Annotated in this window: 19 protein-coding genes and 2 pseudogenes; 17 read left to right on the forward strand and 4 right to left on the reverse strand. The window is 39.0% G+C overall.

Annotated features, from left to right (window positions below; genetic code table 11):
• The first annotated feature begins 15 nt into the window (after nt 1-15).
• From NSQ41_RS03395 to NSQ41_RS03435, 9 genes are all read left to right on the forward strand, one after another.
• The gene (locus tag NSQ41_RS03395; protein WP_339198811.1) at nt 16-2295 is read left to right on the forward strand and encodes a hydantoinase B/oxoprolinase family protein; all 2280 of its coding nucleotides are present in this window, start codon (nt 16-18) and stop codon (nt 2293-2295) included.
• Nucleotides 2296-2299: 4 nt separating this feature from the next.
• Nucleotides 2300-2800, forward strand: a complete 501-nt coding sequence (locus NSQ41_RS03400) for an acetone carboxylase subunit gamma (protein WP_063389236.1) — start codon at nt 2300-2302, stop codon at nt 2798-2800.
• A 519-nt stretch (nt 2801-3319) separates the two neighbouring features.
• Entirely contained in the window at nt 3320-5308 is a 1989-nt protein-coding gene (locus tag NSQ41_RS03405) for a sigma-54-dependent Fis family transcriptional regulator (RefSeq protein WP_339211006.1), read from the forward strand.
• Between the two features lie 232 nt (nt 5309-5540).
• Nucleotides 5541-5969, forward strand: a complete 429-nt coding sequence (locus NSQ41_RS03410; RefSeq protein ID WP_339195668.1) for a DUF2935 domain-containing protein — start codon at nt 5541-5543, stop codon at nt 5967-5969.
• 467 nt (nt 5970-6436) lie between these two features.
• On the forward strand, nt 6437-7537 hold the full coding sequence (locus NSQ41_RS03415; RefSeq protein WP_066246778.1) for a sensor histidine kinase: 1101 nt from the start codon (nt 6437-6439) through the stop codon (nt 7535-7537).
• The gene (locus NSQ41_RS03420) at nt 7537-8172 is read left to right on the forward strand and encodes a response regulator transcription factor (RefSeq protein ID WP_044895620.1); all 636 of its coding nucleotides are present in this window, start codon (nt 7537-7539) and stop codon (nt 8170-8172) included. The genes NSQ41_RS03415 and NSQ41_RS03420 overlap by 1 nt, the downstream gene beginning before the upstream one ends.
• A gap of 273 nt (nt 8173-8445) precedes the next feature.
• Nucleotides 8446-9378 carry an ABC transporter ATP-binding protein gene (locus tag NSQ41_RS03425; RefSeq protein ID WP_327848465.1) on the forward strand — a complete coding sequence of 311 codons (933 nt, stop codon included), beginning with the start codon at nt 8446-8448 and terminating at the stop codon, nt 9376-9378.
• Nucleotides 9379-9391: 13 nt separating this feature from the next.
• Nucleotides 9392-10657 (forward strand): ABC transporter permease, encoded by a 1266-nt coding sequence (locus tag NSQ41_RS03430; RefSeq protein WP_339211008.1) that lies wholly within the window; start codon nt 9392-9394, stop codon nt 10655-10657.
• Nucleotides 10654-11769, forward strand: coding sequence for an ABC transporter permease (locus NSQ41_RS03435; RefSeq protein ID WP_094245167.1), 1116 nt, complete (start codon nt 10654-10656; stop codon nt 11767-11769). The genes NSQ41_RS03430 and NSQ41_RS03435 overlap by 4 nt, the downstream gene beginning before the upstream one ends.
• A 40-nt stretch (nt 11770-11809) precedes the next feature.
• Here NSQ41_RS03435 and NSQ41_RS03440 read toward each other — a convergent pair whose 3' ends face one another.
• Complete coding sequence (locus NSQ41_RS03440; protein WP_339195670.1) at nt 11810-13507, reverse strand: ABC transporter ATP-binding protein; 1698 nt, start codon at nt 13505-13507, stop codon at nt 11810-11812.
• A 533-nt stretch (nt 13508-14040) separates the two neighbouring features.
• On the opposite strand from NSQ41_RS03440, the gene rraA reads away from it, so the two are divergent.
• From rraA to NSQ41_RS03455, 3 genes and pseudogenes are all read left to right on the forward strand, one after another.
• Nucleotides 14041-14529, forward strand: coding sequence for a ribonuclease E activity regulator RraA (gene rraA, locus NSQ41_RS03445; protein ID WP_339211010.1), 489 nt, complete (start codon nt 14041-14043; stop codon nt 14527-14529).
• A 946-nt stretch (nt 14530-15475) separates the two neighbouring features.
• Nucleotides 15476-16697, forward strand: a pseudogene (locus tag NSQ41_RS03450) (transposase).
• A 76-nt stretch (nt 16698-16773) separates the two neighbouring features.
• On the forward strand, nt 16774-18378 hold the full coding sequence (locus NSQ41_RS03455) for an MFS transporter (RefSeq protein WP_066248868.1): 1605 nt from the start codon (nt 16774-16776) through the stop codon (nt 18376-18378).
• Between the two features lie 183 nt (nt 18379-18561).
• Here NSQ41_RS03455 and NSQ41_RS03460 read toward each other — a convergent pair.
• Nucleotides 18562-19440: pseudogene (locus NSQ41_RS03460) on the reverse strand (IS982 family transposase).
• A 112-nt stretch (nt 19441-19552) separates the two neighbouring features.
• Nucleotides 19553-20026 carry a ferritin-like domain-containing protein gene (locus NSQ41_RS03465; protein ID WP_339211012.1) on the reverse strand — a complete coding sequence of 158 codons (474 nt, stop codon included), beginning with the start codon at nt 20024-20026 and terminating at the stop codon, nt 19553-19555.
• Nucleotides 20027-20360: 334 nt separating this feature from the next.
• Between NSQ41_RS03465 and NSQ41_RS03470 the strand changes: the two genes are divergently transcribed.
• From NSQ41_RS03470 to NSQ41_RS03490, 5 genes are all read left to right on the forward strand, one after another.
• Entirely contained in the window at nt 20361-20900 is a 540-nt protein-coding gene (locus NSQ41_RS03470) for an O-acetyl-ADP-ribose deacetylase (protein ID WP_066248832.1), read from the forward strand.
• Nucleotides 20901-21254: 354 nt separating this feature from the next.
• Complete coding sequence (locus NSQ41_RS03475; protein ID WP_339211014.1) at nt 21255-21965, forward strand: AAA family ATPase; 711 nt, start codon at nt 21255-21257, stop codon at nt 21963-21965.
• A 92-nt stretch (nt 21966-22057) separates the two neighbouring features.
• Nucleotides 22058-22531, forward strand: a complete 474-nt coding sequence (ybaK, locus tag NSQ41_RS03480) for a Cys-tRNA(Pro) deacylase (RefSeq protein WP_130158380.1) — start codon at nt 22058-22060, stop codon at nt 22529-22531.
• Between the two features lie 148 nt (nt 22532-22679).
• A complete protein-coding gene (locus tag NSQ41_RS03485; RefSeq protein ID WP_063389222.1) occupies nt 22680-22970 on the forward strand; it encodes a hypothetical protein in 291 nt (96 codons plus the stop codon).
• Nucleotides 22971-23015: 45 nt separating this feature from the next.
• Nucleotides 23016-24695, forward strand: a complete 1680-nt coding sequence (locus NSQ41_RS03490; protein WP_130158382.1) for an AarF/UbiB family protein — start codon at nt 23016-23018, stop codon at nt 24693-24695.
• Between the two features lie 224 nt (nt 24696-24919).
• Here the strand turns inward: NSQ41_RS03490 and NSQ41_RS03495 are convergent, their stop codons facing one another.
• On the reverse strand, nt 24920-25726 hold the full coding sequence (locus NSQ41_RS03495; protein ID WP_066248838.1) for a glycosyltransferase family 8 protein: 807 nt from the start codon (nt 25724-25726) through the stop codon (nt 24920-24922).
• Between the last annotated feature and the right edge of the window lie 101 nt (nt 25727-25827).

Consider the following 25827-nt stretch of genomic DNA (forward strand, 5'->3'; position numbering starts at 1 on the left):
GGAGGGTATTTTTTCATGACGATTACTGAAAAAACAATACAAAGCCAGAAAAATATTGGTTGGCACGGAAAAACACTCAAGCAAATGCGCAAAGAAATTGATGAAATCAGCCGAGAGACAGGACATTACGCAGGTTTAAAAACATTGCCATTAAAAGAGTCATATCCAATCCGCTATGAAAAGATCTTTTCAAAATTACGGGGAGGAGTTGTGCATGCAAGGGAAACGGCCAAAAGAGTGGCGGCCTCCCCGATTGTTGAGCAAGAAGGGGAATTATGCTTTACTTTATACACTCCGGAAGGAGATTCGATTGTAACTTCTACTGGAATTATCATTCACGTCGGGACGATGGGCGCAGCGATTAAATACATGATTAAAAACGATTATGAAGAGAATCCGGGAATTGAAGACGGAGATATTTTCTGTAACAATGATTGCCAGATCGGAAATGTGCACCCATGTGACGTTCATACAATTGTTCCAATCTTTTACGAGGGCGAGCTGATAGGCTGGGTTGGCGGAGTTACCCACGTAATTGATGTTGGGGCGACTGCACCAGGAAGTATGACCGTTGGACCAGTTAGCCGTTACGATGACGGTTATCAAGTGGCCTGCCGTAAAATCGGTAAAAACGATACGCTCTTAAAAGATTGGCTTATTGAAAGCCAGCGTTCTGTTCGAACAACAAAGTACTGGCTTCTTGATGAACGGACTCGCGTTGCCGGCTGCCATATGATCAGAGATCTTGTCCTTGATATTGTAAAGGAGGAAGGTGTCGACACTTATAAACAATTTATTCGCGAGGTAATTGAGGATGGACGGCGCGGTTTTGTCAATCAAGTAAAAACGTTGCTGATTCCGGGTAAATACCGCCAAGTTTCATTTGTGGACGTACCATATAAAAACCTTGATGTTCCTCCTTACGCTCGTGTAAACACGATTATGCATGCCCCAACAGAACTGACTGTTCACAAAGATGGCAAGTTCCAAATCGACTTTGAAGGCGTTAACAGATGGGGATGGCACAGCTACAATGCTACACCTGTTTCGATTACGAGCGGAATATGGGTCATGATGTCGCAAACGCTCATCCCGAACGATCGGGTTAATGATGGCGCTTATTATGCGAGCCAGTTCGACTTGCCTTACGGTTCATGGCTAAATCCGGACGATATTCGGACCGCTCACAGCTATGCATGGCACTTCCTTGTATCTGCATGGAGTCCGTTATGGCGTGCACTTAGCCGCAACTACTTTGCACGCGGGTATTTAGAAGAAGTTAACGCCGGAAATGCCAACACTTCTAACTGGCTGCAAGGAGGAGGATATAACCAATTTAACGAAAATCATGCCGTTAACAGCTTCGAATCAGCAGCCGAAGGGGTCGGAGCAAGTGCGGTAAGAGACGGTATTAACCATGCGGCAGCCATCTGGAACCCTGAAGGTGATATGGGAGATATGGAAATTTGGGAGCTCGCAGAACCGCTTCTTTATTTGGGACGAAGCATAAAACCAAATACAGCAGGGTATGGAAAATACCGGGGAGGCAGCGGCTACGAGACTTTGCGGATGGTATATGGTGCAAAAGACTGGACGATGTTCTTTATGGGAAATGGCTTTATGTCAAGTGACTGCGGTTTAATGGGAGGCTATCCAGCAGCATCAGGATACCGTTTTGAAGCACATGGAACGAATTTGAAAGAACGGATCGAAAAAAGACTGCCTATTCCTACAGGGGGAGACAGTGATCCAGATAATCCAGAATACGATACTTTAATGGAAGCAAAGGAAATTATCCGTGATAAGCAATCCATTACAACAGAAACAATTTTTGAAAATTACGATCTGTATTTAAATTACCTTCGTGGGGGTCCTGGTTTTGGGGATCCGCTTGAGCGCAAGCCGAAAATGATTGAGGATGATTTAAATGAAGGACTGCTGCTGCCGCGTTATGCAGAAAGCGTTTACGGAGCAGTTGTCAGCAAAAATGAAAAAGGCAAGTATATCGTTGATGAAAAAGCGACAGAAAAACGCCGCAAAAAAATAAGAAAAGAGCGTCTAAAGCGCGGGGTTCCTGTAAAAGAATGGATGGAGCAGGAGAGACAAAAAATTCTAAACAAAGAAGCGGCTGTGCAGGTTCGTCATATGTATGCCGGCAGCTTTGCCTTAAGTGAAAAATTTGCGAATGAGTTTAAACAGTTCTGGAATCTGCCGACAGAATGGCATTTATCAGAAGATGAGTTAGGTGTACCAACCTTTGGAGCAAAAATAAATCATCAGAAAAAAACGGGGTGAGAACATGGCACAATATGATCGTAAGACGATTGAAGAGCTGATCGACGGAACAATTGATTTTTACAAATTAAAAGAAATGCTTTCAAATTTTAAGGATACTGACCGATTTGATAAATATATCAGCATTTTGCAGGAAAGAGTTCCATGGGATGATCCAATTCTATTGCCGGCTGGACTTCACCTTTATATCGTTTTGAAGCCAGATGGCAAACGAGTCGTAAAGTGTGATTGCGGACATGAATTTTGTGAGGCAAGTGACAACTGGAAACTTCATGCGCTTATATACGTTCGTGATACAGAGGAAAAAATGGTGGAGCTGTATCCGAAACTGCTTGCTCCAGATCCGGAGTGGCAGGTTATACGTGAATACTATTGCCCAAATTGTGCAAGTCAACTGGAGGTAGAAGCTGTAACACCTTGGTATCCAATCTTAAAAGATTTTGAACCAGATATTGATGCATTTTACAATGAATGGCTGAAGCGTCCGATACCTCAAGTGAAATAAATCATCAATCAGGAGTTCGTTTCTGACTAAAGGCTGACACAATCGAACAGCAAGTGGATAACCTAGTGTTTTCATCACAAAGGTTATCCACTTTTATTTAAAGCAGTTTTAAAAAAACTATAGAAAGTTGACACATTATTTCATTTTTAGAGAGAATACCATAAAGAAACAGAATTTTTTACGACAAGCAGTTCAAAACGTATTGCTCAAAATTAATCTGTCGCATGCACACTTGAGCAAATGCGTTAAACATTTGACATCGTTTTGATAAAGCGTTGGTGAACGCATGAATTTGATTCAAAAGATTAAAAATGCGAATCTAGACACTTGATATCTTCGAGTAAATACGTTAATAATTGTGGTAACACTTGTCACTTCCTTGCTTATCATCACTGGTGTGTAATTCCTTAAGAACTACGGGGGTGGTAAGTTTTTTGCTTTTAAAGCCCCCGAATAAAGTATTTTTATAATTTATTTTCGAAAAATTTTGATAATATGTTCAAGAGGAGGGGGGAGTACATGGGCAATCCATATATATCTATTTTCTCTACGCACAACTTGCCAGATAAAAAAAGAGATTTGGAAACTTTATGGGAAATGTTTGTGGAAAGATCGTGGGAAGATAAAATATCGGGCAAAATACGAAAAAATGTTTTAGATTCTTGGAGCCGCTGTCAGGAAACTGGAGTTGACCCGATGCAATTGCAAACGAAGGCAGCTTTAACAGAATACGAATTAAATCATCTGTTAAAAGGATCTGAGCTATATCAAATTGCGAAACCGATTATTGATAATTTATTTTATAAGTTGAAAGGTACTCGGTATCTTATCACGCTGACAGATGAAAACGGTTGCATAATTTATTTAAAAGGTGAACCGTATGTTTTGCGGGAAGCGGAAAAAATGAATTTCACAGTTGGCATGGACTGGAGCGAAAATGCAGCAGGTACAAATGCGATTGGAACGTGTATCGTCACCCAAAATCCCATTCAAATTTTTTCTGCAGAACACTTTTGTCAAGGATGTCATCCATGGACATGTTCTTCAGCTCCTATCATTCATCCCTTCACAAAAGAGGTCATCGGTGTCATCGATTTTACAGGATTTTGGGAAGATGCTCAGCCTCATACACTTGGTTTAGCTGTATCCACTGCACAAGTGATTGAAAAACAGCTTGCATACGTCTATATGAAAGTGAACAACTATTTAATAGATTATTTTTTTCAATGTGCAAATAAATGGAAAAACGATCATATTCTAGTACTGAACCATGCCTTTTATGTTGTGAAGAGCAGTGAAAAGCTAATGGAATTATTTAACCTGAAACATGCAGGAGATTTGACGGTAAATCCTGATTTTCATCCTTTAATAAATGAGATGAAAAGAATGTCCAAATTCTCTGCGAAAAACGATATTTCCAGCGATTTGCTAGTTCGAGATTTCAAGGTTTTAGCAATCGAGCCGATTCATTTTAAAGGGGAAGTTGCTGGATATATGGTCGTGTTGAAGGATAACAAAAAGGTATTCCGTACCACTGCGCGATACATTCTCAAGGATGAGCCATGGAACGATATTATTGGGACATCGGATGCATTGTTAACAGCACTAAACAAATGTTATAAGGCTGCTCCTTCAAATGTTCCGATTCTTCTGTTGGGAGAAAGCGGTACAGGAAAGGAAAAAATTGCAAAATCAATACATCAATCCAGTCAGAGAAGAGATAAACCTTTTTTAGCAATAAACTGTGGCGCAATTCCGAAAGAATTGATTGGAAGTGAACTGTTCGGTTACGAAAGCGGAACTTTTACCGGAGGTTCGAAAGAAGGGAAGAAAGGAAAATTTGAGGAAGCAAACGAAGGAACCTTGTTTTTAGATGAAATCGGCGAGATGCCGCTAGATCTGCAAGTCCATTTGCTTAGGGTGCTGCAAGAAAAGGAGATTATGAGGCTGGGTTCATCTCAAACGATTCCAATCAATGTGAGAATTATTGCTGCAACGAATAAGAACTTATATGCCTTGTGTAAACAAGGGCTTTTTCGCGAAGACTTATTTTTTAGACTTAACGTTGTTACGGTTAATATTCCTCCTCTTCGTGAGCGAAGGGAAGATATTCCTCTGATTGCTGATTATTTCTTAAAAAAATTTGCAAAAAAGTATGCGAGAGAATCCCTTTCCATTGCGCAAGAAACTTTAAATTACTTTTTAGAATATTCGTGGCCCGGCAACATAAGAGAAATGCAAAATGTCATTGAGTATGCCGTCATATTTAGTGATTCTCCTGTTATTAGGATAGAAGACTTACCGGCATACTTTATTGAAAACAGAATGAGCCTCTCCATCAATAACCAGCTTAAAGATTTATCTTTAATTGAAATCGAAGAGCAAAAAGTGCTTGTCAGGCTTTTAGAGGAAACAGGCTGGAATTTATCAGCTGTCGCCAAAAAAATGAATATTGCCAGGTCCACTCTTTATCGGAAGTTAAAAAAATATCAGCTAAAACAAACATAAGCCGATTTTCTCGCGTAAATCCAATCATATTCACTAAACTCTTCACATGTCATCACATCTCAAATTTTTTAAAACAAAAAAATGCCTAGGCAAGGCGCTTTTTTTACGGTGTCATAGTTAATAGAAGCTAGTGTGTTGAAAAATAAAAAGATCCTCAAGCAAAATGAGCTATCATACCTTATCCATTCCTTCCATACAATTGAAATGAACGACGATCATGGGAGGATGGATGATGCAATTTTATTACGGTCAGCAAATGCCGCTTCGCATATTGGATGAAGCGGAGTTTTGGAAGCATCAAGAGGAAGAGCATACTGTTGTGATCCGAGAGCTTGTGGCAAATTTAGAGCAAAACTATGTAGATGCTTTGTTAAATTGGGAAGAAGAATTGTCGAAGACGCATCAAAAGGTTGTGCGCTATATTGAGTCTGTCATACGCTCCCCTTACTATATTCCAGCAAAGCTTTATCAACGAGTATTGAATTTGGTGTCATTTTGCTTAAAGCAAAGTCTCGATTTTATTAAATTATGCCGGCAAATTAAAACGGAAAGCGCTGCTGTTCGAAAAAATCCGACCGCCAAAGTTGTTTTGGACCATATTATTCGTGAATCAGAATATTTTGTCGGCATAGCGCAAGTGCTGTTGTATGGCAGCAAGTAAATTTTCAAGGGAATTCCTTTTTTGAAGGAGTTTCCTTTTTGTTTTCCTGGATTTTATTATTATATCTACGATGTGTAATTTAGAGAGTATGAGAATATTTTTACATACTCTAAGGAGTATGGAATACTAGTAAGAAAAAATTTTATTTATAAAAACCGCTGGAATATTGATTTTATACGGTTTTTACATTAACTAATTAGATATAGGAATAGTTATTGTTAGTTATAGGATTTAGTTAAAGACATCGGTTAGATTAAACCGGTGTCTTTAATTATAGAGGTTGTTATTTAGAAATGTTGGATTCTAAAATCACAGGGTAATTATTTTGGAGAGAATAAGGGAGAAGTTCAGTATTTTAATTAATTGGTACATGATTTGAGAAATGTCCGACATTTCTTTTGAAAAGCCGTTGACATTCTTTTATAGTTTCAGTAGGTTGATAGTAGATTACAAAGGGTGGGATGTCAGTGAAGGCTTTTTTATTCAGAGTGTTCGTTTTTGCTGTTTTATGGACGTACTTTTTATTTTCAGCTTTTTTGGATCATTCAGCACATCTCACCTTATTGGTATTTTTAAGTGCTTGTACAATTGGCTGCTATTTTTTTCTGCCTGTTGTCAAAAATACTCTTCTGTTGTACATCATCGTGGATCTTTTCATTTTGTCAGCGGGATGGCTTCAGTCTGCTGCAGGCAATCATGCCTCTCTTTTATTAATTTTATATCTTTATGTCGAAGCAATTTTTCAGCTAAAAAAACAGCCCTTTCGTCTGTTTGCCGTCATTCATGTTTCTGTTTCGATCCTGATCGCCTTATTCCTTCCTAATCCTTTTGAATGGCTGACGGTGTTTGCTATATTTACTTTCATTTCTGTTGTTTTAAATGAATATATCTTTGAAAGGAAGGAACAAAGGGAGCTGTATGAACAACTATTAGGAGAATATAGAGGATTAAAGCGTATCAGCTATGAAAACGAGCGGTCGGCCAGATTGGAAGAACGAACGAGAATTGCCCGTGATATTCATGATTCTGTCGGGCATAAATTAACGGCATTGCTGATGCAGCTTGAGATGCTTTCGATCAAAGAGAAAAGGAAGGAATATGAAGAATTAAAATCTTTAGTTCGCGAAAGTTTAGAGGAAACGAGACATGCAGTTAGGGCGCTAAAAATGGATGAAAGTGAAGGGATTTCGTCAGTGCTTCAGCTCATTCGTAAGCTGGAATCGGAAAGTCATATTATGGTGCATTTTACGACGAAGCAAGGGGTTTTGTCGGCCCGTCTTACTAATCAGCAAAATGTCGTTTTGTACCGAGTCATCCAAGAGGCGCTAACGAATGCGATGCGGCATGCGCAATCAAGGGAAGTGTATATCATATTAGGAAAAAATGCGATCGGTGACTTGGAATTTACGATAAAAAACCGGATATCGGATGCCAAACCGTTTCAAAAAGGCTTCGGTTTAACGAATATGAAAGAGCGTGTGAAAGAAGCTGGAGGAAGCTTGAACATATTTCAAACAAATGATGAGTTTGTTGTTCATGGGACTTTGCCAATAAAGGAGTATGAATGATGACCATCCGTATTTTACTTGTTGAAGATCAAGCCATTGTCCGCCAAGGCTTGAAAATGATGATCGAACAGGACGAGCAATTAAAAGTAGTCGCTGAAGCTGAGCATGGGTTAAAAGCAATCGAAATAATGGAAAAGACAATTGTAGACCTGATATTAATGGATATTCGCATGCCAGTTATGAACGGAGTGGAAGCGACTAAAAAAATAAAAGAGCGGTGGCCTGATGCGAAAATTCTTATTTTAACAACGTTTAATGATGAGGAATATGCCGTACAGACGTTGAAGGACGGGGCGAGCGGTTTTTTGCTGAAGACATCTGAACCGGCAAAGCTGATTGATGCGATACATAGCTGCATGAAAGGTGGGATGTCCATTCATGAAGATGTAGCGGCAAAAATGGTACCGAAGCTGCTGGAAAAGCCAAAAAAAGAGATGGTGAACGTGCCTTTAACACCGCGTGAGCTGGCGATTGTGAAGCTTGTCGGCGAAGGAAAAACGAACAAAGAAATTGCGTCTGACCTTCATTTGTCCATCGGAACTGTCAAAAACCACATGACGCAAATTTTAAATAAGCTTGGGCTGCGGGACAGAACACAGCTCGCCATTTATGCCATTAAACATGATATTTGCTAGCGGTTTGATTAGGATCGGCTATTTAGGCCGGTCTTTTTTTGTATTGAAATAATGCCGTGAAATTTCAAAAGCAGTATGTTAATGAAGCATTCACAATTGAAAAATGTTTGTTTCGACTCGGAATGTTTGCTGATTTTCAACGTTATTCCTAGAGACTTTGTAAATGTATGACCTAAGTCATAGTTTTTCAGTAAAAAGAGTGACTGCAGATAGTATGTGAGAAAGTGTGGACGCTGTAATATACAAATAGAACGTTGAGAGGGAGGATAAAAAATGCTGGAAGCTGTTGAAATAACGAAAAGGTTTAAACAAACGCATGCTGTAAACGGTGTGAATTTATTTTTGGAAAGAGGGGAAATCATCGGGCTTTTGGGGCCAAACGGCGCCGGCAAATCGACCACCATTTCAATTATTTCTACTCTGATTCCGCCGACAAGCGGTGATGTTCGTTTGCATAACGAAAGTGTCATCAAGAGGCCGGAAAAGCTCAGAAAAATTTTAGGGGTTGTACCGCAAGAAATTGCATTATATCCCGATTTATCAGCGCGGGAAAATTTGCTGTTTTTCGGCAAAATTTATCGGCTGTCAGGTTCGCAATTAAAACAGAAGGTAGAGGAAGTTTTGGAAATGATCGGTTTAACGGATCGCCAGCATGATCTTGTCAAAAATTTTTCAGGCGGAATGAAGAGAAGATTGAACATCGGTGCTGCCTTGCTGCACGAACCTGAATTGATCATTATGGATGAACCGACAGTCGGCATTGATCCGCAATCAAGAAATTATATTTTGGAAACGGTCAAAAGGTTAAATAAGGAGAAAAAAATGACCGTATTGTACACGAGCCATTATATGGAGGAAGTCGAATTTTTATGCAATCGCATTTACATTATGGATAAAGGGAATATTTTGGCGGCCGGTACTAAAGAGGAGATAAAAAATATTTTATCGGCAGAAAACACAATCCAAATTACTGTCGAGCGCGTGAACGATTCATTTATTCAAGCGCTGCGTGATCATCCGGTTGTCAATCGCGTGACTGTGCAAGATCGGGTAATTACCGTATTAACGCCAAAGGAAGCGAATGCTTTTTCCATATTGTTCAAAATTGCTGAGGAAACAAACACAATGTTGACATCTATCGAGATTAAAACACCTACTTTGGAAGATGTGTTTCTTCATTTAACTGGAAGAGCATTACGAAATTAAAAGGGTGATGATCATGATTGGACAATTTATTAAGAAACAATTTTTAATAATGATCCGCAATAAGCAGGAATTGCTTCTTCTATTAGTAATGCCGTTCACTCTTATATCTATTTTAGGTTTTGCGCTTACAAGTGTAATGGACAGCAAAAAAATGGATATTCAAGCGAAAGTAGCGATTGTCGAACATGGCAATGAACAAGAGGACTTCGAAAAATTTGCCAACGACGTAAAAAACGTGCAAATGCCGGATGAGGAAAAGGAATTTCTATTAAAACAAGTGGAAAAAATGATGCCTATTTCCATTTTAAAACAAGAAATTTTAGGCTCAAAAGAGCTGGAACCGTATATACAAATGGCAGAGTTTCAGCCTTCTGAATTGGAGGAAATCCGTGAAAATGACAAATATACAGTCATTGTTGAAGTGCCGGAGTATTTTTCATACACGTTGTTAAACCATTTAATATTTGGTGAGAAAACGAAGCCGAAGCTTAGTATATATGTCAACGAAGGCAAAGAAATTACAGCCCAATTTGTTCAAGAGCTCATCACTGAATTTCAAGAGCAATATTCTTTGATTTCTAAACTGGATCAGGCTGGCTTAAACGAATCACTTGAACTGCCTGTCGCAAAAGTAAAGGGAGAAATGGAAACCGTGACAAAACGGGAGCCAGTTAATTCTTTTACTTATTATACAGTCGGCATAAGCGTTATGTTTGTGTTGTATCTGGCCTCGTATATTTCGTCTCATGCTTTGCAAGAAAAACAGTCGAACGCATTCCATCGTTTGTTGCTTGCCAATGTACCGAAAAATTTATACATGGCTGCTATTTTCATAACTTCCTTGATCATTGCCTTTTTTCAGCTCTCCTTGTTATATGCTTTAGCAGCCGTTTTTTACAGTGTCAAGTGGCCGGATCTCGTCTCGTTTATCATTGTTACGCTTGCTCTTTGTGTGGCAGTCGGAGGAATAGGAACCTTTTTAACATCATTGAGCTATCGAATAAATTCAGATAATGTTTCCATTTTCTTCTCAAGCGGAGTCGTTTCTATTTTGGCTTTTCTTGGCGGCAGCTATTTCCCGGTTTCGCAAATGTCGGAATTTATGCACAAATTGGGGGATATGACGCCAAATGGAGCCGGCATGACAGCTTATTTAAAAATTTTGCAAGGCTATGATCTGTCGCAATTTATTTGGCCTGTCATATACTTATGTCTTTTCGGTTTTGTTATGTTTGTATTGAGCTTGCTAGTTTTCCCAAAAAGGGGTGAAATGGCGTGATCGGAGTTTTGACAGCAAAGCTGCGTCTTTTTATCCGGAAGCCTTGGCTATTTTTAATGGTGTCGATCCTTTCTGTCGTTTTTGCTATGCTCATCAGTTCCGTAAACAAACAGACTATAGTTGTTCCAGTATACAGCGCGCTGCCTGAAAGTGAAGTGAAGGAAATCATTCGCTCTCTTGAGCAGTATAATCTATTTTCGTTTAAAAGGATGAAAAAAGAGGAAGTTGAAAAGCTGGTTGGCGAAGGTAAGGCGGAAGCAGGTGTGGAGCTTAAAAAGGACGATTTCCGCATAATCGTTGCTTCCAATACCCCCAATAGCTATTTGGTTCAGCAAACGGTTCAAAAAGTTTACGCAAAAGCATTACAATCCAAGTCGATCATCGATCAGGTGAAGGAAAAACAAGGAGAATCAAGCGCAAAGCAAGTGGCAAAATCGCTTGCGGAAGCGAAAAACGATCCGGTGTTTACCATAGAGACAAAACATTTCCGTGCGGATGAAACTGTTATCATCAACAGCAAAATGCAATCGATTTTCGGCAGTGTCTTATTTTTTGTCATTTATACGATTGCGTACAACGTTTTTAATATATTAATGGAAAAGCGAAACGGCATTTGGGATCGAATGATTTTGTCGCCGGTCAAAAAATGGGAGATGTATGCCGGAAATTTAATTTACAGTTTTGCAACCGGCTATATTCAGGTGGCGCTTATTTTTGCAGTCTTTCACTTTGTGTTTGATGTAGATTTCAGCGATAAATTTTGGTTTGTGCTCGTATTGCTCATCCCTTATGTACTGGCAATTGTCGCAATATCAATTTTTATAGTAGGAATTGTCAATAATGAGCAGCAGTTTCATGCGGTGCTTCCGCTTGTTTCTGTCAGCATGGCGATGCTCGGAGGAGCTTATTGGCCGCTGGAAATTGTTTCTTCGGATGCACTTCTCTTGCTTTCAAAATTTGTCCCCGTTACGTATGGAATGGACCTGTTAAAAGGGGCGGTAGTTTACGGCTACTCATTCAGCGATTTGCTCTATCCGATGAGCATCCTATTCTTGATGGCTGTTGTGTTCATGGGGTTAGGGATCAACATTATGGAGCGGAAACGGGCTTAAGCGGTCAGCTTCCATTTGTAAATTATATGCGGCTCCCGCCTTAATCGTTGGCGGGAGCAAAATTTTGCATTTGTCGGCTGACAAGCTTTTGATACAACGGATGGGACTGCAACAGCTCATTATGTGTTCCCTGACCGGTAATTTTACCATTTTCGAGGACGATGATTAAATCTGCATTAATAATAGTTGAAAGTCGATGGGCGATGACAAATGTTGTACGATTTTTCATAAGATGAAGGAGAGCGTTTTGCACTTTTTGCTCGGAGTTGCTGTCTAAATTGGATGTAGCTTCATCCAGCAGAAGAATTTTTGGATTTCTCAACAGTGCCCTCGCGATGGCAATGCGCTGACGCTGCCCACCGGATAGTTTGATCCCTCTTTCGCCGACTTCCGTTTCATAGCCGTCTTGCATTTGTTCGATGAATTCATCTACATTGGCCAATTGCGCTGCTTTTCTCACTTCTTCTTCGCTGACTGTACGATTTAGGCCGTAGCAAATATTTTCACGAATCGTGCCAGACATAATCGGGCTTTCTTGAGAAACGTAACCGATCTGTTGGCGCCACTCAAAAAGCGGAAATTCGCGAATGTCGGTATTCCCTAATTTTATTGCCCCGTTTGTTGGCTGATAGAACCGTTCAATAAGGGAAAAAATAGTTGTTTTACCAGCACCGCTTGGTCCGACGATCGCGACGGTTTGGCCGGGCTTCACTTCAAAATGAACGTTTTGCAAAATCGTTTTTCCTTTTTCATAAGCAAACGAGATGTTTTGAAACACGATTGGTTTATGAACATCAATTCTTGTATTTCCATTATTATGTTCTGTTTCTGTATTCAAAAGCTGCTGAATTCGTTCTGTCGCACCCATTGCCTTTTGGAAAGCTGTAAAAAATCCTGCCATTTGGCTAAAAGGTACAATAATTTGCACCATATATATTATGATGGCAACGAGCGAACCTGCGGATAATTCCCCTCTGGCAACACGAATTCCTCCATAGCCGATAATGACGACTAACACCGCCATAATAATCGTTGTCATTAAAGGTGAAATAATCGCTTGGATTTTTGCTTCCTTCAAGCCGAATCGGAACAACTGCTGAATTTTTTGATTTCCGTTTTGTTTTTCGACAGGTTCGGCAATGTTTGATTTTACCAACCGGATATCGCTCAGCACGCGGCCTAGATTGCCGCTGAAAGTGGCCATTTCGTCTTGGGTTTGCATGGAAATTTTATAGATTTTCTGTCCAAGTGGAAGAACCAATACGATAGCAAGCGGTACAAAAATAAACAGAATGAGCGTCATTTTCCAATCAATGATAATTAAAATAGCGACAGCCCCTAAGACCGTAACAATTCCTGAAACGAAATTAGCTAAATGCTCGGTCACGAGCGACTTTACTGTATAAGTGTCCTGTGTTATGCGGCTCATCAATTCTCCAGATTCATGGCGGTCAAAATAAGGTATCGGCAAATACAGCACATGGTTCCAAAGCTTTAAACGGATTTTTGCCACAATATATTCGCCAATATAAGACATAAGATAATAGGAGAAGCCTGATGTGGCTGACTGAAGAATAAAAACTGCAATCAATAAAAAGATTAAATGAGTTTCAATACTTGAAGTTGAAAAACGATCAATCAAATCCCGTGTAAAGATCGGAACGACTAATCCTGTAGCTGCTTCCAAAAGACTTAATGCGATTGCCGCAACAAAAATCCAGAAAGGAGGGTTAGCCATTTTTATCAGCTTTTTAAAATTTTGCCAGGAAGTTTGATTTTTTTCAAAATTATCCACAATGAATCTCTCCTTTACGTTCGGGCCATTTTGAATCAGGATTGCTGGATAGCTTCTCTCCTTCTTAGTTTTATCTTAAAACCTGACGTAACGTTAGAATCAATATATTTTTTGAAAAAATGATTTAAATTTTGAAATTGTATGGAAAGGAAGAATTGCGGCTGTCTAAGTGGAACAGATTTGACGTCTCAGTCCTTTTCATATCGTTAAAACGGTTACATGAAGCCCGCCTCTAAGCAAGTGGGAGGGGGTAGTTCATCGAAATATTTTAAAGAAAGAATTAATGAATCACTAAGTGCAAGAGAGAAGAGTTTGGCTTTGTGTTGCGCCGGCTAGTATCCAGCAAGCCCGGCCAAACAACGAAAAGCGAGCGCGAATCTTGACCTTTGATTATTTTTTCAATTTGAAAGGGTTTTGCTTCTTGGTTGTCAAAATATATTTTTGTATCAATCATAGATGGGGAAGGAGAATTCATCATGAAAACTGCTGATTTATGCGATCAATATTTAGAAAAGCTTCAAGTTTGTAAATTGCCGCTTATCAGTTATGGGGGACAAAAGGAATTTTCAGGTCCAATTGCAACGGTTGAAGTGTTTGAAGATAATGTGCTAGTTCGTCAGGCTCTAGAAACGATCCCAAAAGGTTCAGTTCTAGTTGTGGATGGAAAAGGTTCACGAAACTGCGCGCTTTTAGGAGATCGTTTAGCTCAGATTGCATGTGAACGTGAATTATCTGGCGTGATTATAAATGGATGTATACGCGACTCCGCTGAAATTGCGACGATGCCGATTGGGGTAAAGGCACTCGGCACCTGTCCGGTTAAAAGTAAAAAAGAAGGGAAAGGAAGCCGTGATGTCGTACTTGAATTTGGTGAAGTGCACTGGATCCCAAATGCGTATGTGTATGCTGACAGTGATGGCATTGTTGTTTCGGAGGAGTCCCTAAATATCGATTCATTTGATTGATTCGCATACCGTCATTATGTAGGAATCATAGTAAAGGTACGCATAAGTGATAAGCAGTCAAATGATACAGAATACAAATTGAAAAAAATGTTTTTTTCTAAATACATGCGTGTACAGCAGCATACATAATAACAACAGTTCAGCAATGTAAGATTTATGGATATAAGTCAGATTTTTGAACACAAATTTTTTCATGAAGTTCCTGTCCGTATAAGTGTGGTAAGGCAGTGACACTCGACAATGAGCCTCTGCGGGCGTGATTCTTCTGTCAAGAAGGAGATGTGTAAAACATCGGCAGGCAATCATGTCCGTTGCTCCAGTAAAGTTGCTGTAATCTCCATTCTATTTAATGTATATTAAATGTACGTTTTTTATTGGTATTGACGATTTAAAAAAGAAATAAAAGATTTTCGGGTCGTTTTTACTGTAGAAGCGGAAAAACAAATTGACAAAAAATTCAATGTAACTAAGACATTTTCCATAAAAAGGGGTGTGATATACAAAATTACTCCTCAGAGCTGAAGGATTTCTACTTCACTTGATATGACGGGTACTAGCCCGTTCGCAACTTTATTATAGAGAGTAAAGGCATATATCCTTATTTGGTAAGCCCAAAATGCTTCAAATAGTCGAGAAGAGAATACTGGTGAGATGGCACATACATTCTAAAAAGAACATTGTAATTACTGTTTGAGGAAAGAATATACAAACTAGGGGGAAACAGAAGAAATTGAAACCATTTATGTACTTTTCGTAGTAGATTAATAGGGTAACTTGACAAGCTCTTTTATCGATTGTTACAGTTTATTCATAAAATATCAAAGCAGTGTGCTAGTAATTTTACTTTTTACTGTAGATGGGCAAATGAACTACATAATCTGTAGGTGAGCAAATTATCTAACAAATATTTACATCCAAATAAGAAAATAGGCATGCCCCCGCCTCCTTGGTTAAAATAGATGTGCCAACAAACCATTTATACAAGAAGGTTCATGTCTTATGAATAGATTAGCACATTGGCACTTTATTTATTAAAAACCTATCATGAAGCATTCCGTTCATCTTGAAGATGCGATGATTATGAAAGGCTTTCTAAAACATTTACTGATCACTACCTGGGAACTTTCACCGAATCATCGCTCGACACTTAGCCATTTTTCTCAAAAAAACCTGGAATGAAGAGACATTACTTCGCAAACTCAGTATCAGTAGGGGATGCTTCATCGCATTGAACGCATTGCTAAACATGAAAATCAATCCATTTTTGTTTCGCTCGACGATACAATTTGGCAAAAAAAAAACAAATCCTTCGTCACGGACAAAGCATATCATTCAAGGATGTTGATTGGAATGATTCTCACGCCGATAAATAGTTAATCTGGGTACATTCTCTCGCTTGGCTCACGGTTCATGTGATGACTCAAGACTTTCTCTTTCGTGTTTCGCCCCTACGACAATACGGCTGGGGAAAAAAGTGGAAACTTGCGGTTGAAATGCCTTCTTCTTTGGATGTGAACCGTCCCGTTTATGTGCTAATGGACTCTTGGTATCAATCTCAAACGCTCATGGAAGCTTGCTTGAAAAAAAGATTCCACGTGATTGCAACGCTCAAGACCAATCGTTTTTTATCCAAAAGACATGGCGGTTCAGGCAAAGGAGTTTGACCACTCTCTTTGAAAGACACTCATCTCGTCCATGGTGGGAGAAGAACGTTATCGCGTTGACCGCTACGAAGGGGCGCACAAAAGTATCAGATATGCCGTGGTGCTACTCTGCTTAAAAAGACGATCAACCATGACGCTTGACAATCTTCATTGCGTTTTGAGTACCGATCGAAAGCTATGTAACAAAGACATCTTTGCGCTACTATGTCGACGTTGGTCGATCGATTCTTTTTCCATCAAGCGAAAGACCACTAAGCCCGATGGGTACCGTATTAGCAGGCGTTGGGCGGTGAAACGGTATTGGATTCTAGTTTTATTAGTTTATGTGTACAGTATGACGAGAAATCCAACAGCGACTTTAACTAGAAGGGACGCATCTTTGTCGAGTTTATTTATCAGAAAACAAAGCAAGATACTCCCAAAAAAACAGTTTCATATAGCAAAAGGGATACTTGTTTGTTGTTTTTTTTAGATGACAATTGTTGTGTAATTTACATGGCGTAACTATAGTTATTTATTGTATTTTTAAAGTAAGGGAGTGACTTATTTGAAAGAAAAAGCATCTAGCCAAACATGGGCAATGATATTATTTACAATTGGCGTGTTTATGGCTGCTTTAGATAATGGAATCATTAGTGCTGCACTGACAACGATTAACAATTCGTTCGAAGTTTCTGCTAATTGGGGGGCATGGGGAGTTACCCTTTATACATTAGGATTAGCTATCAGTGTCCCGATCATCGGAAAAATATCGGATCGATATGGACGAAAAAAATTATTTATTGTTGAAATTGCTTTGTTTGGTTTGGGATCTTTACTTGTTGCTTTAAGCCCAAATTTTATTTTTTATTTAAGTGCTCGATTCTTACAGGCTCTTGGTGGAGGGGGAATCTTCATTATCGGTAGTTCACATGTACTAAGTACGATGCCGGTTGAAAAACAAGGAAAAGCCCTTGGAATGTTGGGTGGAATGAATGGGATTGCCGCCGTTTTGGGACCGAATATTGGCAGCATGTTATTAGATTTAACAGGTAAATGGCATGTATTATTTTTTATCAATGTCCCGATAGCGATATTTTTAATTATCTTTGGATGGGTAAAATTAGAAGAAACGAAAGACCCGGAAACTGGGCGTCTCGATTTGTTCGGAACGGTTTTACTATCTCTTTCCGTTTTAGGAATCATGTATGGATTGACGAATATCGAAGGTGTCGAATTTGTAGACAGCTTGTTGAGCCCAAATGTGTATGGTTTTATTTTATCGGGGATTGTTCTTTTCATTGCTTTGATTTTTCATGAAAGCAAACTCGAAAGAAATGGCGGCGACCCTGTTCTTCCTTATCGTTTGTTAAAACAACCTACGTACCTTTTAACTTTATTAATAGGGACTTTCTCTGGGGCGTTGCTGGCAGCCATGATTTTTATCCCGGCATTTACAGAACAAGTGCTCGGGATTGCGTCAGAAAATTCCGGGTATTGGTTAACACCCCTTGCAATAATGGCGGGAATCGGTGCATCTATGGGTGGAGCATTCGTTGATAAAAGAGGACCAATTTCAGCGGTGATATTATCGGGAATCATAACTTCCATCGGTTTTCTCTTGTTCCCGACATGGATTGATTCAAAATGGCAGTTCATTATTTCTTCGTCGGTTGCAGGTTTGGGAATGGGAATACTTCTCGGTGCCCCGTTAAATATTTTAGCGACAGAAACGCTGAAGTCGGATAAAGGTTCCGCACTTTCTACCTTATCGTTAAGCCGACAAATCGGTATGACCCTCGCTCCAACGATCTACGCAGGTTTCATCGCTAGGGGATTCAATCACATTCCCGAGTTATTTAAATCCCATTTTCCTATTATACTAAAGGAAAAGATAGGAGGGACGAGTTTAAGTTCGGAAGCCATGAAGGAGTTTTACCAACTATCTCAACAATTTGGTACGTCATCTGGGGAATTTTCCGAAAATCAGATGCTGGGAATCATCAATCAAGTCAAAGATCCAGGGTTAAAAGAAGTGATCCAATCGAGTGTCGATCAAATCACCTTAATGGCAGCACAAGATGGTTACAATGGACTCTTTTATTCTGCCGTAACCTTAGCGATCATGACAATTTTCGTTACTTTGATCCTAATTCCCATTCGCAAAAGAAAACTTGGGGAGACAAAGCAAGTTCATTCTTCATAAGCAGTTGATCATGTTTAAAGATGTTCACTTTTCATAAAGAATGAAGATCACCGGGAGGAGAAATGAAATTCGGTTAGTTAAGATGGTTTACATTTATCCGTTGGCTTTTACCTCCTAAATTCTTGCAAAAGAGAAATAACCTACAAAAATGTATATGACATTACCCATGGTGCTAGTTGAGCGTCAACGCTCAACTAGCCCAAGAACAACGAGCGAATAGGCCAATAAAATGGCATCAAGCGCCGTTTCAAATCCAGAGATCGAATTGGCGCGAATTTTCGTGATCCGAAATGAATCCACTAAAACCGAGAACGCGGTTTCGACGATTTTGCGTTTTCACTTCATCCATTGTTTCCATTCTTTTGATTGCACCACACGTTGATTTTTTCGGGCAGGCGTCCAAAAAGCGATCTTGTATTCATCGTACAGCTTCTTTTGCAGGGCTTGGCTCACATATCCTTTGTCGCCAAGTGTATACGGATGAGGAAGTTGAGTCATCACTGTTTCCGCAGCTGTCCGATCGTGGCAGGATGCCTCGGTCAGGACATATCCCATCGGAAGCGCTTGGTCGGTAATCTGAAGATGAAGCTTAAACCCATAGTAAACCATCTTTTTGGATGCACAATACCCAATATCTGCGATTCCTTGAAATCGTTTGACGCGATACATTCGTGCGTGGTGGCAGAGTTCAATGGGTAAGCTGTCCACTACCGCATAAGCGTGATGTTGTCCACGTTTGGCGAGTTGGTGACGAATCCATTTGATCGCCCAACGCAAAGAACGGCATCGACGGTTGTATCGAGAGCGCTCTAGGAACTTTTCCTTGGTGAACAGGTTTCCAATGACAAATCGATGCCAAGCCCGTTCCGAAGTAAAACCCAGCAATTTTCCAAGAACGTGAATGGCGATGATAACCTCATCCTCTTGCTTCAACAAATGACGATTTCGACGTTGCAAATACATCTGAATACAAGACAGTTGTGCTGATACAACGAATAAGATCGCGGTATATTGCTTTTGAATTTTTGCTTGGTTTATTGTAAAATGAAAGTGCTCTTGCATGGAACTTCTCCTTTTGAATGTTTGTTCGCACTTTCATTTTAAAGGAGATCCTCATGCAAGGGCTGTTTTTATGTCTCGAGATTTTATCTAGCACCACGGGTATATGACATTATCATTGTACACACATTTTAGCCGATTGTATCAATCGGCTTTTTTTTTGTATGTCATGTAAAGCCTGATTCAAAAGGTCAAGATGTTTTATGTTTTTATCTAAAATTTGTTGAACAAGTCTGTAGCTTTGGTCATCTAAAGTTCCATTTACAATGTTCTGTGATATTTCAATACCACGTTTTTCACCAGCTAGTGCATCTTTTACTATATGGTCCGGTTCATTGTTGTGGTCTGTTAACATTTTAAATATCTCCATACTTTTCCCTTTGATTCCAGGATGATCAACTGGTTTTCCGCCAAGATCTTGTATTCTTTTCGTTATCTCCATCGCATGTTGCTGATGATTTTGCTGTAACTGTTGTAACAGTAATTTAAGTTCCGGTTGCTTAGCACGATTTATATATTCATTATAAGCGTGAATTGCCATATAATTTCCTTTTAAAAATTCATTTAAACTGTTTATAGCACGTCTCACTTCATGTCCTCCGCAATTTATTTTTAAAAGTATTTATAGTTTGATTTGTGTGGTAAAAAAATATGCAAGCTTTATTGTAACAGTTGGTCTTATATGTATTTTCCGATTTATATTTGTTATGATAAGACAAAGAAGAAATGGTTGTATGATGTCAATATGAAAACTCCTAAAGGTCGCACAATTGAGACATCATTGAATTGTTCAAATTCGTTCAAAAAACGATCGTGGATATAACACAATAAGGTTTAAAGTATCGTCTAATAGGGTTTCCGTAACTAGGAGCTGACTGTCAGTATACAAATTCATATTTGTATAAAAACGGAGGTTGATATTAATGAAAATCGTTATTAACGATACTGAATTGGAGGTAATAAAAGGCGATATTACAAAGTGTACTGTTGACGCGATTGTTAATGCGGCTAACAACGGACTTTTGGGAGGCGGGGGTGTCGACGGCGCGATCCATAGAGCAGGCGGGCCGGAGATTATGGAGGAATGCAAAAAGATCAGGGAAAGAACAGGAGGATGTCCGACCGGGGAAGCAGTTATTACTACTGCAGGAAATTTGCCCGCCAAATACGTTATTCATACTGTCGGACCAATATGGAAGGGAGGAGCCTATCAAGAAAGGGAGCTGCTAAGAAATTGCTACATAAACTCCTTAAAGCTTGCGGAAGAGCATTTCGTGAAAACGATCGCATTTCCAAATATCAGTACTGGTGTTTATCGTTTTCCAAAGCATGAAGCGGCCCAAATTGCTTTAGAGACCGTTAAGGAGTGTATTCAAAATCAATTCATCCGAAGCATTCAATCAATATTGTTCGTTTGTTTTGATGACGAAAATTATCATATTTACAAGACGATGATCAGATAGGAAAAAACTCTTTTTTCGAATCAATGTCCACAATACAAAAAGCATTTATTCGTTGGCGAGCTTTAATAGTAAACAATAAGTTTTTGCGACATATTTATCAAAAACTAAGAAAATATGCAGCGTTGAGACGAAAATATCCATCGCCCGTTTCGTTTATAATGAAACTTTTTCAATGAATGCAGAAATTTGGAAGTCGGAATACAACATTTGATGATTTTCAAAGCGATCAACTTCAAAGGTCGCAATATTCCAAAAAATTTTTTCCATAAAACATCAAGCAATCGGCAGTTGTTTATTTTATGTGAAATGTGCACAGTGAATATGAAAATACGAACGACTTTGGAGATGAATTCAATGTATTTGAAAAGCCTCGAAATTTTAAGAAATAAAGAAATTGATTTAAATAGCTACCCGTTTTCGATTCCTGCAATAAAAAATTTAAAATCCATTTCGTTTCGTTCCAATATTACTTTTTTTGTCGGGGAAAACGGTTCCGGAAAATCAACGCTCCTTGAGGCAATAGCTTATCAGTGTGGCTTTAATACAGCCGGAGGAGGCAAAAACAATAATTTTCATGTAGATGCTTCCGATGCGGCCCTTGGGGAATACATACGGCTGTCATGGATGCCAAAAGTGACGAACGGGTTTTTTTTGCGAGCTGAGACCTTTTATCATTTTGCGTCGTATCTCGATACAATTCCTGAAAGTCTCCCTTATTATGGAGGCCGTTCTCTTCACAAACAGTCGCACGGGGAAGCTTTTCTCTCACTTTTAACAAATCGTTTTGGAAAAAAAGCGATCTATCTGTTGGATGAGCCTGAAGCAGCACTTTCACCTGCTAGACAGCTGACTTTATTAAGGATCATAAAAGATTTGGAAAACGATGCGCAGTTTATTATTTCTACTCATTCTCCCATTTTACTCGGCTATCCAAATGCCCAAATCTTAAATTTTGATGAACATCCGCTAAAGGAAGTAAAATATGAAGAAACTATGCATTATATTATTACTAGGCGGTTTCTCGAAAATAGAAAAAAGGTGTTAAGTGAACTGTTTAACGATTGAGACACAACAGCCTGTGTTGGGGATGCCGTCCATTTATATTTTTCATCACATCACTCATCCTAAAATATTCTGCTTTTGGAGAGGTATAAACAATGAACACAAAAACAAACGCAATGCGAATTCTTGATAAAGAAAAAATACATTACAACGTGATTACTTACGATGTCCAAAAGGGGAAGGTTGATGGGATTTCTGTTGCACAAATGATTGGCAGAAGCCCTGAATCAGTATATAAAACATTAGTTGCTAAGAGCAGCGCCGGCAACATTTATGTATTTGTCATCCCTGTTGAGGCAGAATTAGATTTAAAAAAAGCTGCGAAAATAACAGGAGAGAAAAAAATCGAAATGCTGCCAGTAAAAGATTTACAAAAATGGACAGGCTATATCCGCGGAGGCTGTTCGCCGATCGGCATGAAGAAACATTACCCGACGATTATCGATTCAACTGCATTGGAACACGAGCATATTATTGTCAGCGGGGGCAAAATCGGCGTGCAAATGGAGCTCAGCGTCAAAGATTTGCAGCAAGTAACAGAAGCGAAGCTGGAAGATGTGACGAAATAACAAAAATAGCCGAATTTTATAAGATGTGGCTGTTGTTTTACACTTCGAAAAGAAAGTGAAGGAATTTTACTGAATAAAATAGAAGATTAAGGTGATAACAAGGATAAAGCCTCGTGTTGAAATTCGAAAGAAATGGAGGGCAAGCATAATGGATTTATTCAAAAAGGGATTGGCGTTCGGACTTGGTTTAGCTGTAGCAAGCAAAGAACAAGTGAAAAAATTTGTAGATGAACTCGTGAAAAAAGGCGAGATATCGATTGAAGAATCAAAAGAAGTTTTTAACCAGCTAATCAAGCGCGGTGAAGAAGAAAAAACTGAACTGCAGCGTCTTGTTCGAGAGCAAGTGGCTCAGGTGATCAACAAACTAGATATAGCAACGAAGGAGGATATCCGAGAACTGGAAGAAAAGATTCGCAAATTGGAAAAGGAAGATGAGTAAAAGAGGACCTGTTAAAAGGTCCTTTGTTGTTGAGGAGGCGGTAAAGTGGTTGGAAAAAGGATGCGGCATATTGGCCGTTATCGGGATATCGCGTCTGCTTTAATTCGCAATGGATTTGGATTCGTCGTAGAGGAAATGGGTATTTCGCAATTTCTTTCTTTGCCGCAAAAAGCTTTTTTTGGCAGAAAAACTGAGCATCATTCCAAAACGATAGGTGAACGGGTAAGGCTTGTATTGGAAGAATTAGGCCCGACATTTATAAAATTAGGTCAAATTGCGAGCACCCGTCCTGATTTGCTGCCGGAGGAGATTATTAGTGAATTGGAAAAATTGCAGGATCGAGTTCCGCCTTTTTCTTTTGATGAGGTGCGTGAGATTGTTCAATCAGAATTGGGCGGTGAAATAGAAAAAATTTTTCGGCACTTTGATCATGCTCCGTTAGCTGCTGCTTCAATAGGACAAGTTCATCAAGCCGTTTTGCATTCGGGTGAAAAAGTGGCTATAAAAATTCAACGCCCTCATATTTCGAATGTGATTGAAACGGACTTAGAAATTCTTCAAGATTTAGCGGTATTAGCGGAGCATAGGCTAAAATGGGCTGCAAAGTATCAGGTCAGGGACATGATTGAAGAGTTTTCAAAGGCTCTTCGTGCTGAGCTCGATTATACCATTGAAGCCCGAAATGCAGACAAATTTTCTAAACAGAGTGCAAATGAACAAGCTGTCTACATTCCGAAAGTGTTTTGGGAGTACTCGACGAAAAGAGTATTAACAATGGAATATGTAGAAGGAATTAAACTAAATGAGATTGAAAAACTAAAAACAAATGGATACCATTTGGATCATATTACAGAAATTTTATCAAAAGAAATTTTCCGGCAAATATTTATGGATGGTTTTTTTCATGCCGATCCCCATCCTGGAAATGTCATCATTAAGCAGGGCGGAATCATTGCCTTCATTGATTTCGGAATGACCGGCCGGCTTACATCGGACATGAAGCATCATTTCTCATCATTAGTGATTTCTTTAATGAGACAGAGTACGGATGGCGTCATGAAAGCCATTTTGCGCATGGGCATCGTTCCTGAAGATATCGATTTAAAGCAATTGAGAGCGGACATCGAAGATTTACGGGAAAAGTATTACGGTGTTCCGTTACACCAAGTCAGCATCGGTGAAGCTGTGAACGACCTTTTTCGAGCAGCTTTCAAACATTCCATCAAAATCCCTTCTGATTTAACACTATTAGGAAAAACGCTTTTGACGGTTGAAGGCGTGGTCGAAAAATTGAATCCAGATTTTAGAATTATCGATGTTGCTGAGCCTTTTGGTCGCCGGCTGGCAAAGGAGCGCTTGCATCCGAAGTATATCGCTGAAAATGCATGGAAACACGTAACAGATTATACAGAACTGCTAATGGATTTTCCAGCTTATGTAGCAGAGATCGCTTCTTTAATGAAGCGGGGCAGACTCCGCCATGAGATCACGATTCCGGAATTAGATCTTTTTCTGAAAAAACTTGACCGCATCAGCAATCGGTTATCGTTCAGCATCGTGTTATTGGCATTCAGTATTATTATGGTAGGGATTATTATTGGTTCTTCAATGGGAAGGCAATCAACACTGCTTTGGAAAATTCCAGCGATTGAAATCGGTTTTGGCGTAGCAACGCTCATGTTTTTGTGGCTGTTATTTTCCATTTTTAAGTCAGGACGGTTTTAGTCAAAAAAGAGCCGTCCAGAAAGTCAAATCCCCATTGAAAACAAAAAATCATTAACGTCGATATTTCAACGTTTTCTAAAACATTAATTCATATCTCCAAAAGAATTTAAAAAAGTACTTGACTGAATGTAAGAAAGGGGTGTCAATAAGCCGAAAAAACGACTTATTAGACAAGCCCCTTTTATTAAAGCGGAGATGTGATGATAAATGTTTTTTGCCGCTCTTTATAGTATTTCGTACTTTTTATAAAAAGCTCCCAGCTCTCCTTTATAGTTTTTTTGCCAAGGCTTGTCTTTCCCGCAATAATGAATAAAAACAGTATTCTCTTTTATCCACTCCATCCCATGCTTTGCATTTGGAAGCAATTTAATAATTTCATAATATCTTGCATCATAATTGTATCGATAACAATCAACAGGTTTAATTTTATCCCAGTATAGAGCATTGAGCACATCTTGATCAGGAAGGACAAGCTTTAAACGGTTTTCATTAATAAATGCATATATATCTTCCAATTTTACTTCTTTTCGAATCCGTTCCAAATTCATAAGCAAAACGCCTGTATTAAAATATCCTTTCGCATTCGGGGTTTTAAGCCTTAATTTATTAAAAAGGTTGGCAACTTTTGTAGAGTGTGTATGTTCAGAAGCAATAAACAAGCAATTTTCAAAATCACTATAGTAAAAATCTTTGATGGGATTGATTACAACGATGTCGGGATCAAGGTACAGAATTCGGTCCAAATCGTCTGGCAAAAATTGATGGGAAGCTAATCGATAATACATTTCTGATGTATAATGGCGAAAAACGGGTGCATCTTCAAAGAGCTTAGGGTCTACGTATATTGGATATAAACTTTGGTTATGACGTTTTACAAATTGATCCAATTCGTGTAAATCTTGATCGGAAATATTTGAATACATGATATATATCGAAAATTTTTCTTCAATATTATTTTGGAATAATGAATTTAACATAACTTTCAGCGGGGGAATATAATTTGAATTCAGTGTGACAAGAATATTGATCATTTGTACCATCCTCGCAAAAGATCGTAGCAAAATTTTTAAAAGCGTGGATAAAGCCACAGCTATTTAACAAATTACCATCAACGTTTTCATTTTTCAAATAA

Origin of the sequence: Aeribacillus sp. FSL K6-8210 (assembly GCF_037963925.1) — a bacterium.
GTDB classification, from domain to species: domain Bacteria; phylum Bacillota; class Bacilli; order Bacillales; family Aeribacillaceae; genus Aeribacillus; species Aeribacillus composti.

Coding starts and splice junctions, on each gene's coding strand:
- NSQ41_RS03495 (WP_066248838.1), bottom strand. CDS start 25,726: ATGATCAATATTCTTGTCACACTGAATTCAAATTATATTCCCCCGCTG.
- NSQ41_RS03400 (WP_063389236.1), top strand. CDS start 2,300: ATGGCACAATATGATCGTAAGACGATTGAAGAGCTGATCGACGGAACA.
- NSQ41_RS03440 (WP_339195670.1), bottom strand. CDS start 13,507: ATGGCTAACCCTCCTTTCTGGATTTTTGTTGCGGCAATCGCATTAAGT.
- ybaK (WP_130158380.1), top strand. CDS start 22,058: ATGAACACAAAAACAAACGCAATGCGAATTCTTGATAAAGAAAAAATA.
- NSQ41_RS03420 (WP_044895620.1), top strand. CDS start 7,537: ATGACCATCCGTATTTTACTTGTTGAAGATCAAGCCATTGTCCGCCAA.
- NSQ41_RS03410 (WP_339195668.1), top strand. CDS start 5,541: ATGCAATTTTATTACGGTCAGCAAATGCCGCTTCGCATATTGGATGAA.
- rraA (WP_339211010.1), top strand. CDS start 14,041: ATGAAAACTGCTGATTTATGCGATCAATATTTAGAAAAGCTTCAAGTT.
- NSQ41_RS03475 (WP_339211014.1), top strand. CDS start 21,255: ATGTATTTGAAAAGCCTCGAAATTTTAAGAAATAAAGAAATTGATTTA.
- NSQ41_RS03455 (WP_066248868.1), top strand. CDS start 16,774: ATGATATTATTTACAATTGGCGTGTTTATGGCTGCTTTAGATAATGGA.
- NSQ41_RS03485 (WP_063389222.1), top strand. CDS start 22,680: ATGGATTTATTCAAAAAGGGATTGGCGTTCGGACTTGGTTTAGCTGTA.
- NSQ41_RS03405 (WP_339211006.1), top strand. CDS start 3,320: ATGGGCAATCCATATATATCTATTTTCTCTACGCACAACTTGCCAGAT.
- NSQ41_RS03430 (WP_339211008.1), top strand. CDS start 9,392: ATGATTGGACAATTTATTAAGAAACAATTTTTAATAATGATCCGCAAT.
- NSQ41_RS03470 (WP_066248832.1), top strand. CDS start 20,361: ATGAAAATCGTTATTAACGATACTGAATTGGAGGTAATAAAAGGCGAT.
- NSQ41_RS03395 (WP_339198811.1), top strand. CDS start 16: ATGACGATTACTGAAAAAACAATACAAAGCCAGAAAAATATTGGTTGG.
- NSQ41_RS03425 (WP_327848465.1), top strand. CDS start 8,446: ATGCTGGAAGCTGTTGAAATAACGAAAAGGTTTAAACAAACGCATGCT.